Origin of the sequence: Pseudomonas hunanensis (genome assembly GCF_013393325.1) — a bacterium.
GTDB lineage: Bacteria > Pseudomonadota > Gammaproteobacteria > Pseudomonadales > Pseudomonadaceae > Aquipseudomonas > Aquipseudomonas putida_P.
In genome coordinates, this window is sequence record NZ_QJRC01000066.1 from 114018 (window position 1) to 125044 (window position 11027).

At 62.7% G+C, this 11027-nt stretch carries 10 protein-coding genes; 1 reads left to right on the plus strand and 9 read right to left on the minus strand.

What is annotated here, in order from left to right; all coding sequences use genetic code 11:
• Window positions 1–5: 5 nt before the first annotated feature.
• The 8 genes from DM807_RS03195 to pilM form a co-directional block, all read right to left on the minus strand.
• Window positions 6–230, minus strand: coding sequence for a hypothetical protein (locus DM807_RS03195; protein ID WP_141729057.1), 225 nt, complete (start codon window positions 228–230; stop codon window positions 6–8).
• 129 nt (window positions 231–359) lie between these two features.
• The gene (locus DM807_RS03200; RefSeq protein WP_179027043.1) at window positions 360–1964 is read right to left on the minus strand and encodes an AAA family ATPase; all 1605 of its coding nucleotides are present in this window, start codon (window positions 1962–1964) and stop codon (window positions 360–362) included.
• A 15-nt stretch (window positions 1965–1979) separates the two neighbouring features.
• Window positions 1980–3077: a 3-dehydroquinate synthase gene (aroB, locus tag DM807_RS03205; protein ID WP_041166613.1), complete on the minus strand. Its 1098-nt coding sequence runs from the start codon at window positions 3075–3077 to the stop codon at window positions 1980–1982.
• A 95-nt stretch (window positions 3078–3172) separates the two neighbouring features.
• A complete protein-coding gene (gene aroK / locus DM807_RS03210) occupies window positions 3173–3691 on the minus strand; it encodes a shikimate kinase AroK (RefSeq protein WP_041166614.1) in 519 nt (172 codons plus the stop codon).
• Window positions 3692–3695: 4 nt separating this feature from the next.
• The gene (locus DM807_RS03215; RefSeq protein WP_179027044.1) at window positions 3696–4958 is read right to left on the minus strand and encodes a type IV pilus secretin PilQ; all 1263 of its coding nucleotides are present in this window, start codon (window positions 4956–4958) and stop codon (window positions 3696–3698) included.
• Window positions 4888–5898, minus strand: coding sequence for a pilus assembly protein PilP (locus DM807_RS03220; RefSeq protein WP_179027045.1), 1011 nt, complete (start codon window positions 5896–5898; stop codon window positions 4888–4890). Before DM807_RS03220 ends, DM807_RS03215 begins: the two co-directional genes overlap by 71 nt.
• A complete protein-coding gene (locus DM807_RS03225) occupies window positions 5895–6431 on the minus strand; it encodes a PilN domain-containing protein (protein WP_179027046.1) in 537 nt (178 codons plus the stop codon). The genes DM807_RS03220 and DM807_RS03225 overlap by 4 nt, the downstream gene beginning before the upstream one ends.
• A complete protein-coding gene (pilM, locus tag DM807_RS03230) occupies window positions 6428–7309 on the minus strand; it encodes a type IV pilus biogenesis protein PilM (protein WP_179027047.1) in 882 nt (293 codons plus the stop codon). Before pilM ends, DM807_RS03225 begins: the two co-directional genes overlap by 4 nt.
• A gap of 181 nt (window positions 7310–7490) precedes the next feature.
• Between pilM and DM807_RS03235 the strand changes: the two genes are divergently transcribed.
• Window positions 7491–9941, plus strand: coding sequence for a penicillin-binding protein 1A (locus tag DM807_RS03235; protein ID WP_370739375.1), 2451 nt, complete (start codon window positions 7491–7493; stop codon window positions 9939–9941).
• A 183-nt stretch (window positions 9942–10124) separates the two neighbouring features.
• On the opposite strand, the gene DM807_RS03240 is transcribed toward DM807_RS03235, so the two are convergent.
• On the minus strand, window positions 10125–11027 hold a 903-nt coding region (locus DM807_RS03240), incomplete at its 5' end, for a malic enzyme-like NAD(P)-binding protein (protein ID WP_179027048.1).

Genomic DNA, 11027 nt, shown 5'->3' on the forward strand with positions numbered 1-11027 from the left:
CAGGTTCACCTCTCAACGGAGGCAAATCTCTTTTTTAACAACCACTTACCATCCACGCCGATCAAACGCCAGCTTTTTTGCGGTGGCCATGGAAAACCATTGTTGCACAGCGACAGCGATGCCCACAAATTTTCATGTCTCACCATTGAAAATTTATGTCGCAATTTTGAATGTTTTTGCGCCATGCGCCGTGATAGCGGCTTGGCTTGAGTCTGAAGCGTTTCAGCCATGACTGCAACTAGGGGCTTGTGGCCGGCAGTCTGGGACAGAAAAGCCTGCCGCGCTCGGGCGCAGCAGGCTAGTCGAAAGCTAGAATTCGCTTAGCTACAGGGCGGCGGGGTGATGCCGCCCGGAAGGTATCAGCGGGCCGTGGCCAGCTCTTGTTGGACGCTGCCCACGGTACGTGGCCAAGGTTTACCAGCCTGGACCTTCGCTGGCAAGTTCTTGATTGCTGCAACCGCTGCGTCGCGGTTGGCGAAGCTGCCGTAAGTGACTACATACAGTGGCTTGCCCTGCAGGTTTTTCTTGAAGTAGCGATAGTCGCTACCCTGGGCCTTGACGTATGCCTGGGCCGAAGCTTCGGAGCTGGTGCCGAGGATCTGCACCACATAATTACCTGGCTTCTGCCCCGCGTACCAACCACCACTGCCACCGCCAGCGGCCGCTGGTTTCTCGGCAGGTTTGGCGGCCGGCTTGGCCACGGCAACCTGGGTCGGCGCGGGAGCAGGCTTGGCAGGCGCAACCGGTTTTACGGATTGGGTTGCAACAGGCTTTGGCGCAGGTGCAACCGGCTGCACAGGCGCACTGGCGACTGGCTGAGCAGGCGCGGGGGCCGGGCCTGCCGGCACACCTTGCGGCGGCGCGATGGTAGTCACGGTAGGTGGTGGGTTGCCAGGCTGCAGGGCGGTATCACCTGCCGGGCTGCCTTCTTCGCCCTCGCCCATGCCTGCGGCCTGGGCCAACGGCTCGCGCATCACCGGCTGCGACTGGCCAACCAGCGGCAGCGGCATGGGCTGGGACGAGCCAGAGAACTCGATGGCAGCACCCTGCTTGCCGTCGCCCAGTGGCAACTGAGCCTGGGCGGCTGGCGCTTCGGCGGGGGCCTTGTCGCTTTTCTTGGGCATCAATACTGCAGCCGCAACGGCGACCACGACCACAGCGGACAGCGCGAGCACATGTTTTTTAGGCATCTTGAACCCCATGGATGGTCGCTTGGCCGTCGAGCGGCTGGCGATCATGGCTTCGATCAAAGTGTCACGGGCGACCTGGTTGATATTGCCAGGCCAACCGTCGGAGTTTTCATGGATATCGGCGATCTGTTCACGGCTGAACACCTCGATGCCCCGGCCGGCGCCCTCCAGGCGCTGCTCCAGGTATTCGCGGGTTTCTTCCTCACTGTAGGGGGCAAGCTCGATGATGTGGAAGCGTTCTTCCTCGACATTGAGCTCGTCCAGCCCGGCAATCAGCGATGGCTCACCGAACAGGAACACGTGCGGGCGCCCTTCCGGCACCCCCGCCGCCAATTCCAGCAACGCTTGGAGTGCCGACTCGTCGAGTTGTTCCGCATCGTCCACCAGCAAATACACTTCCTGCCCGGTCAGTGCCAGCTGCACCACTTTGGACAGGATCGCCTGCACTTCGGGCTGGGCCACACCAAGGTCCTGGGCGACGTGGGCGAGCATGCTGGAGGCATCGCTGGCGCTGCGGGCAGACACCACCACACTTTGCACAGCCTGTTTGTTGGTGCTGGCCACCAAGGCCTGGCGCAGCAGCGACTTACCGCTGCCCAGCGGGCCGCTGACCACCAGCATCAACTGGCTGTAGCGCGCCAGGTGGTGCAGTTGGCCGAGCACGGGCTTGCGCTGGGCCGGGAAGAACTTGAAACCGGGCACGCGGGGCGCGAACGGATCGTGGCTCAACTGGTAATGGTCGAGAAAGGCCTCATCGGCATGCAAACTGGTCATTGCGCTGTCACAACCTCAAAGCTGGGCCACGATCGCGCGGTAATCCGCCGACAGCGTGGCCTGTAGAATCTCTTTCGAATAGTCGTCGGTCACTACGGCCTCGCCCATCTGGCGCAGCAGCACCAGACGCAGACGACCGTCGAGCACCTTCTTGTCGACCGCCATGTGCTCCATGAAATGCGCCGGGGTCATTTCCTGTGGTGGCACCACCGGCAAACCTGCATCCTGCAACAGGCGGATACCGCGATCGCGCTCGGCCTGGTCGATCCAGCCAAGACGCATGGACATTTCCAGGGCCATCACCGTGCCCGCCGCCACGGCCTCGCCGTGCAACCACACGCCATAGCCCATGTGGGTTTCGATGGCATGCCCGAAGGTATGCCCCAGGTTCAGCGTGGCCCGTACGCCCGACTCGCGCTCGTCAGCCCCCACTACTGCGGCCTTGGCCGCGCAGGAGCGGCGGATGGCCTCGGTCAGGGCTGCCGAGTCGAGGGCGCGCAGGGCCTGCATATTGTCTTCGAGCCAGGCGAGGAACGGTTTGTCGCAAATCAGGCCGTACTTGATCACTTCGGCCAGGCCTGCGGACAGTTCGCGCGCGGGCAGGGTCTTGAGGCTGGTGGTATCGATCAGTACCGCATTGGGCTGATAGAAGGCACCGACCATGTTCTTGCCCAGCGGGTGATTGATGCCGGTCTTGCCGCCCACCGAAGAGTCGACCTGGGACAACAGGGTGGTCGGCACCTGGATGAAGTCGACACCGCGCTGGTAGCAAGCGGCAGCGAAGCCGGCCATGTCGCCGATCACGCCGCCGCCCAGGGCGACCACGGTGGTGCGACGATCATGGCGGGCTGTCAGCAAGCCATCGAAAATCAGTTGCAGGGTTTCCCAATTCTTGTGGGCTTCGCCATCGGGCAACACCACCGGCAGTACCGAGTAGGCACCCAGGGTCTTGCTCAGGCGTTCGAGATACAGGGGGGCGACGGTCTCGTTGGAAACGATGGCAACCTGCCGGCCGGCAATGTGCGGCGCCAGCAGTTCGGGCTGGTCCAGCAGGCCTTCGCCAATGTAGATCGGGTAGCTACGCTCGCCCAGGTCGACCTTTAGTGTCTGCATGTATCCCCACAATGTACTTGGGCGCGGCGCCATTCGGGCAACCTGCGCGGTAACGTTGAACCTCGCCCCGGCTGGTGGCCGAGAATAGTCCCGGGTTAACGGGGCGGCAACTGCTGCAAGCGCTCAAGAATATCGATCACCACCATGCGTGGCGGCCGCTCATCGGTTTCCACGACCAGGTCGGCGATTTCGCGGTAGAGCGGGTCGCGGGTTTCCAGCAAGGTACGCAAGGTTGCCTCGGGATTGGCGGTACGCAGCAGCGGGCGGTTGCGGTCGCGCGCGGTGCGCCCGACCTGCTGCTCCACCGAAGCATGCAGGTAGATCACCCGGCCTCCCCGATAAAGCGCCTGACGGTTGGCTTCACGCATCACCGCGCCGCCGCCGGTGGCCAGGACCACGCCGTCGAGCGCGCACAGCTCGGCGATCATCGCTTGCTCGCGATCACGGAAACCCGGCTCGCCTTCCTTGTCGAAAATCCACGGGATGTTGGCGCCGCATCGCAGTTCGATTTCCTTGTCGGAATCCTTGAACAGCAGGCGCAGCTCTTTGGCCAATAGGCGTCCGATGGTGCTTTTACCAGCGCCCATGGGCCCCACAAGTATCAAATTTCGCACAGAATCAACGACTCACAGCAATCGCCTGGTCACTCATGATACGCGGAGTCAGGAAGACCAGCAGCTCGGATTTTTTCTCTTGTAATGCATCGCGTCGAAACAGCCGCCCAACATACGGCAGATCGCCGAAAAATGGCACCTTGTCGACCACATTGTTTTGCGAAGTCGAGTAAACGCCACCAATCACGATCGTTTCGCCATCAGCCACACGAACCTTGGCATTTACCTCGTTCTTGCGGATCGGCGGTACGTTGTTCAAGGCATTGACGTAATCCGGCTCGTCCTTGGTCACCCTGACGGTCATGATCACCTTATTGTCCGGGGTGATCTGCGGGGTAACTTCCAACGACAGCGACGCTTCGCGAAAAGATACCGAGGTCGCACCGCTTTGGCTGGTTTCCTGGTAAGGCACCTCGGTTCCCTTGAGGATCCTCGCCGTTTCCTTGTCGGCCGTGACCACCTTGGGCTGCGAAATGATCTCGCCGTTACCACTCTTTTCCATGGCGCTGAGCTCAAGGTCCAGCAACACGTCCCCGCGCAATAACCCAAGGCCGATACTGCCGCCGGCACGCTCGACGCCGAGATCGACGAACAATTCTTTGCCTGGCCGCAGTTGCGCGCCGTATAGCGGCCCGCCCCAGCGCACCCCCAGGCTCTTCTCGTAATCGACGTTGGCCTCGACGATACGCGCCTCGATCGCTACCTGGCGCACCGGCACATCCAACTGCGTCACCAGTTGCCGCAATTCGGCCAGGCGGTCGGCAGGCATGTGCACCACCAGGGTATTGGTGCGCTCATCGACACTCAGGCTACCCGTGAGAATACCGTCACCCACCAGGCTCGACTGTAGCAACTCCGCCAAATCGGCAGCCTTGGCGTGGTGGATAGGCAGCAGTTCCCGACGCAAAGGTTGCAACTGCGCTTCCAGCACTTGCCCCGCACGGGTCTCGGCTGACTGTGCGGCAAAGTCGGCGGCAGGCGCCACCAACAGCACATTACCCTCCTGGCGCCGAGCCAGGCCCTTGCTGCGCAACACCAGGTCCAGTGCCTGATCCCACGGCACGTCCTGCAAGCGCATCGTGACGTTGCCTTGCACCGCATCGCTGGCTACCAGGTTTACCCCGGCATAGTCCGCCAGTACCTGCAGTACCGCGCGCACCTCTACATCCTGAAAGTTCAACGACAGCGGCTCACCCTCATAAGACGTCGCCGACGCCAGCGGAACCGACAGCAGGGTTGCCAGCAGATATTTCATCCACGTTTTCATTCTGGTCCGAGGCCTCCTTGCCCAGGCGCTTGGCAAGGGTGATGAACGCCGTGCGTTCGTGCCACTCCCCCGCCATGAACAGCCGCTCCCGCACTTCGACCTGACGTTGGTCGATGTACGCCACCACCCCCTGATCACGCCCTACCCGGTCACCTGGGCGCACGCGGTAAAGCCTGCCAGCCGCCATCAGCAATGCTTCGCGTGCCGCCCCGCGCGCCAGGCTACCGACCATCTCCAGCTGCGCCAGCGGCACACCGGCCAGCCCCGTTGCGGTCAACCGCGCCGCCACAGGGGCAAACGGGTCTACGGCAGGCGCAGCCATTGCAGCCCTTGCCGGTAGTCGCGCCAGCATCGCAGGTGCCTTCATGGGTGCGGGCGCGTCATAGGCATAAACCCGCAACCGCAGGCGCAACAGCCCAGGCTGGCGATCAACGGCAGCCAGGCTCATGTCATCGCTGTGCAGCACTCGCACCTGCCCCAACCAGTCGTCCAACCACAACCGCAAGGCTGAGTAACGCCCCACCACTTGCAACTCCAGCGGCACTTTGCGCAAACCAGCCTGTTGCTCGCCCTTATCGACATCGAGGCGCTCGACCAGCAAACCCTGCGCATGCCCCGTCACCGCCAGGCGCTCAAGCAGGTCACTCATGCCCTCCCCGCCAGCCAGTTGCCAGCGCGCCTCCTGCAACCGCTGCTCGGCGGCCACCACAGCAGCCCGCAACTGCTCAAGCTCGGCCAACCGCAATGCACTGGCTGCCTGCCTCTGATTCAATTCGGCGTACCTGGCATCCTCGCGTGACTGCTGCTGAATCAGTGCCGGCAGGCGCATCGCGCAGCCCAGGCTGAACAACACAGCGGCTACCAGCGCTGGCGCCAGTCGTCGGCAGCGATCGGAGCGCTCGACCACAGCCAACCAAGCGAGAAGCTGTGCAGTACTCACGACCAAAACGCCGAAACGCGCGCGGTCAGCAGGAATTCATCGCCGCTCGGCAGGCTCTTGATGCGCTTGAGCTCCAAATCGAGCAAAACGCTCGAGCGGTTCAAGTCACGCATGAACTGCGCAACCACAGCACCGGATGCAGCCAAGCCGGTCATCTGCAGGCGGCCGCTTTCAAGGCTGAGCTCAAGGAGTTGCACACCTTCAGGCAAAGCCCCCTCAAGGTCAGCGAACAGACCGGCCATCACCCCCTGGTGGGCACGCAAGCCTTCCAGCGCCGAGGCCCGGGCGAGCAATGCTGCATGCTGCGTGCGTACATCGGCCAGCGGCCGCAACTGCTCGTCCAGCTCCTCAAGGGCAGCCTGGAACTGGGTATTGGCCAGCGCCTGCTGCTGCCCGCGCTGGCGGGCCAATTGATCGACCAGCATCACGGCGCACAAGGCCAGTAAAGCGCCAGCAACCAGCTGGCCGCGAAAACGCCGCAGCGCAGCCTGACGCTGCCGTTCACGCCATGGCAGAAGGTTTAACCGCATCATGGGCGCAACCCTCCCACGGCCAAGGCACAGGCCAGGAGCATCGACCCATCGACATGCTCAAGCCCCGTCAGGCCGGGCAGGCACCTGCACGGCAGGTTCAGCCGATTGCCAAGCCCTTGCAACCAGCCTGAGTCAATCGCTGAGCTGCTGCTAATCCACAAGCCCGCAGGCAGGTTTTTGTCGGTCAGCAGCGCCTGCAAATGCTCTGGCAACAGCCCGCTAGTCTCCAAACCGGAGACTGGCAGCTCACGGCGCTGGTATACCCTGCCCGGCAGCCAGTCATAGAGGGTCAGGCTGCGAGCGTCGACACGCAACAACGCCGCCCCCTCCGAGCCGCCCCGTGGCAACATGCGGCACAAAGCAATGTTGTCGACCTCGACGGCTTCCAACTGCAAGCCCGCCGCCTCGACCACTGATTCAAGTGACGCCAGCGCGCTCTGCCGACAGGCAGCAACCATCGCCTCACTGCAGCCTGGCTGAACACTGGAAGCCCCCAAGACCTGAAAATCCAGGGCCAGGTCTTCCAGTGGAAACGGAAACAGCCGCTCAGCATCGGCCAGCAACCGCGCCTCCAACTGCGCTTCGTTCTGTTGCGCAGGCAGGTGGCACAGTTTGCAGATGACCTGGCTGGCCGGTAATGCCAGCGCCACCCGGCGCTGCTTGAGCCCGCTACGCTGGTAGGCGCGCTGTAACGCAGCCACCACTGCATCAGGCTCCGCCACCCAATCATCACCCAGCGGTGCCATAAGCGGTTCTTGTGCCGACCCCACCACCCGCCAGCGTCGATTGCGCTGCTGCAGTTGCAGCATGCGAACGGCATCCGGGGCAATTTCCACCCCCACGAGTGAACCGGCATCCTTGCCGAAGCGTCCAAGCATCGCGACTTCCCTGCTGTCTGTGGCAACCCCGCGGCAACACTGGGCCGAGGCTATCCATCGAGGCGACGGGTAGCCTGGCCGGTAACCCGGAGAGACGAAAAAATGCTTATAATGCCCAGCGTTTTTTGGTCCGCCGGACCCGCGTGCAATCCACTCCCAACCTGGACACCGAAAAGCCTTGATACGTCTGCTGAAGTTCTTCTGGTGGTCATCCGTCGCAGTCATCTGCGCGCTCGTACTCGGTGTGAGCGGTGCGTTTCTGTATCTTAGCCCCAGCCTGCCCTCGGTCGAGTCACTCAGAAGCATCCAGTTGCAGATCCCACTCAGGGTGTACAGCAGCGACGGCAAGCTGATTGCCGAATTCGGCGAAATGCGCCGCTCGCCGATCCGCTTCGCGGAAATTCCCCCACAATTCATTCAGGCGCTGCTGTCAGCTGAGGACGACAACTTCCTCAACCACTATGGTGTAGACCCCAGCAGCCTGATGCGTGCCGCGACCCAGCTGGTGAAAACCGGGCACATCCAGACCGGCGGCAGCACCATCACCATGCAGGTGGCGAAGAACTTCTTCCTCACCAGCGAGCGCAGCTTCTCGCGCAAGACCAACGAAATCCTGCTGGCCCTGCAAATCGAGCGTGAGCTGACCAAGGACGAAATCCTTGAGCTGTACGTGAACAAGATCTACCTGGGCAACCGCGCCTACGGTATCGACGCCGCTGCGCAGGTGTACTACGGCAAGTCGATCCGTGACGTGAGCCTGGCGCAGATGGCGATGATCGCCGGCCTGCCCAAAGCACCGTCGCGCTTCAACCCACTGGCCAACCCGGCACGTGCCAAGGAACGCCGCGACTGGATCCTCGGCCGCATGTACAAGCTGGGCAAGATCGACGAGGCCAGCTACCAGGCCGCCTTGGCCGAGCCGCTCAACGCCAGCTACCACGTACCGACGCCTGAAGTGAATGCCCCGTACATCGCTGAAATGGCCCGCGCGGAAATGGTCGGCCGTTACGGCAGCGATGCCTATACCGAGGGCTTCCGCGTCACGACCACCGTGCCCAGCGACATGCAGGAAATGGCCAACAAGGCCGTCCTCAACGGGCTTTCCGATTACGACGAACGCCACGGTTACCGCGGCCCTGAAGCACGCTTCCCGGGCCGTACCCAGGCAGCTTGGCTGCAGGAACTGGGCAAGCAACGCACCCTCGGCGGCCTGGAGCCAGCCATTGTCACTCAAGTTGAAAAAACCGGCCTCAAAGTGCTGACCCGTGACGGCCAGGAAGCACAGGTTGCTTGGGACACCATGAAATGGGCGCGCCCGTTCATCAACAGCAACGCCCAGGGGCGCACACCGCAGTCGCCTTCCGACGTGGCACAGGTCGGTGACCTGGTGCGCTTGCAACGTCTGGAAGATGGCAAGTTCAAGTTCAGCCAGGTGCCCGGTGCGCAGAGTGCACTGGTTACCCTCGACCCCTACAACGGCGCCATCCGCGCCCTGGTCGGCGGCTTCTCGTTCGAGCAGAGCAACTACAACCGCGCCATGCAGGCCAAGCGCCAACCAGGCTCTAGTTTCAAGCCATTCATCTACAGCGCCGCGCTGGACAGCGGTTACACCGCCGCCACCCTGGTCAACGATGCGCCGATCGTGTTCGTTGACGAGTCGGTGGATAAAGTGTGGCGGCCGAAGAACGACACCAACACCTTCCTCGGCCCGATCCGCATGCGTGAGGCGCTGTACAAATCGCGCAACCTGGTGTCGATCCGCCTGCTGCAGGCCATGGGCGTGGACCGCACCATCGACTACATCGCCAAGTTCGGCTTCAACAAGCAGGACCTGCCGCGCAACCTGTCGCTGGCACTGGGTACCGCCACCCTGACCCCAATGGAAATCGCCACCGGGTGGAGCACCTTTGCCAACGGTGGCTACAAGATCACCCCTTACCTGATCGACCGCATCGAAAGCCGCAGCGGCGAGACGCTGTTTACTTCCAACCCAGCCCGCGTACCGCAAGGTGCCGAGGACCAGGCTGGCCTGGCCGCACCCGAGCAGCCAATCAGCACCGCCGCCATGCCAGGCGAAGCACCGCCTGCCTTCAGTCAGGTGGCAACTGCACCACAAGCGCCGGCGATAGCCGAACAGATCGTCGACGGGCGTACCACCTACATCCTCACCAGCATGCTGCAGGACGTGATCAAGCGCGGTACCGGTCGCCGGGCACTGGCCTTGGGCCGTACCGACCTGGCGGGCAAGACCGGTACCACCAACGAATCCAAGGACGCCTGGTTCTCGGGCTACAACGCCGACTACGTGACGACCGTGTGGGTCGGTTTCGACCAGCCAGAAACGCTCGGTCGCCGCGAGTACGGCGGTACGGCGGCGCTGCCGATCTGGATGAGTTTCATGGGCGCGGCGCTCAAGGACAAACCGGCGCATGCGCCAGCAGAACCTGAAGGCATCCTCAGCCTGCGTGTGGACCCGGTCAGCGGGCGCGCCGCCTCGCCGAGCACACCGAATGCCTACTTCGAGCTGTTCAAGGCCGAAGACTCGCCACCATCGGTGGACGAGCTGGGCAATGGCGCGGCACCGGGCAGCCCGCTGCCAGCCGATGAAGCAGCGCCGATGGATCTGTTCTGAAGCAGGGTGCCTGACTCAGGATTTGCGTGGGCGCGCCAATCGAGCGCCGCCCGCGCGGCGCTCGATCTCATAGGCGCCAACAGTCTCATCACAAGCACCTTGCCACCCTGAAACATTTCCACGGCACAACAAAAAGCCCCGGCTCATCCGAGCCGGGGCTTTTTTATGTTGCTACAGCGGCAATCAGCCGTTGAACACTTCATCCACGCTGGTCAGCGGGTAGTGCTTCGGATACGGCAGGGTAGCCACACCGGATTCGATGGCGGCCTTGGCCACGGCGTCGGAAACGACGGTGATCAGGCGTGCGTCCAGCGGCTTCGGAATGATGTACTCACGACCGAACTCCAGGCCTTCGACACCGTAGGCTTCGCACACTTCCTTAGGCACTGGCAGCTTGGCCAGGTCTTTCAGGGCGATAGCAGCGGCGATCTTCATTTCTTCGTTGATGCGCTTGGCGCGAACGTCCAGGGCACCACGGAAGATGAACGGGAAGCCCAGTACGTTGTTGACCTGGTTCGGGTAGTCGGAACGACCGGTAGCCATGATCACGTCGCTGCGAGTGGCGTGCGCCAGCTCTGGCGAGATTTCCGGGTCCGGGTTCGAGCAGGCGAACACGATCGGGTTGGCCGCCATCGACTTCAGGCCTTCCGGGCTCAGCAGGTTCGGGCCGGACAGGCCTACGAACACGTCGGCACCGTCAAGGGCGTCAGCCAGGGTGCGCTTGTCGGTAGCGTGGGCGAACTGCGCCTTGTACTGGTTCAGGTCGTCACGGCCAGCGTGGATCACGCCGCTGCGGTCGACCATGAGGATATTGCTAGCGCCCGCGCCCATGCTTATAAGCAGCTTCATGCAAGAGATGGCTGCAGCGCCAGCCCCCAGGCAGACGATCTTGGCGTCCTCCAGCTTCTTGCCGGCGATTTCCAGGGCGTTGATCATGCCGGCCGCGGTAACGATGGCGGTACCGTGCTGGTCATCGTGGAACACCGGGATGTCGCACTGCTCGATCAAGGTGCGCTCGATTTCGAAGCACTCAGGGGCCTTGATGTCTTCAAGGTTGATGCCACCGAAGGTGATCGAAATGCGGCG

Excerpts from the sequence above, each read along its gene's own strand:
- DM807_RS03195 (WP_141729057.1), bottom strand. The coding sequence starts at position 230 with ATGGCTGAAACGCTTCAGACTCAAGCCAAGCCGCTATCACGGCGCATG.
- DM807_RS03200 (WP_179027043.1), bottom strand. The coding sequence starts at position 1,964 with ATGACCAGTTTGCATGCCGATGAGGCCTTTCTCGACCATTACCAGTTG.
- aroB (WP_041166613.1), bottom strand. The coding sequence starts at position 3,077 with ATGCAGACACTAAAGGTCGACCTGGGCGAGCGTAGCTACCCGATCTAC.
- DM807_RS03215 (WP_179027044.1), bottom strand. The coding sequence starts at position 4,958 with ATGAAAACGTGGATGAAATATCTGCTGGCAACCCTGCTGTCGGTTCCG.
- DM807_RS03225 (WP_179027046.1), bottom strand. The coding sequence starts at position 6,431 with ATGATGCGGTTAAACCTTCTGCCATGGCGTGAACGGCAGCGTCAGGCT.
- pilM (WP_179027047.1), bottom strand. The coding sequence starts at position 7,309 with ATGCTTGGACGCTTCGGCAAGGATGCCGGTTCACTCGTGGGGGTGGAA.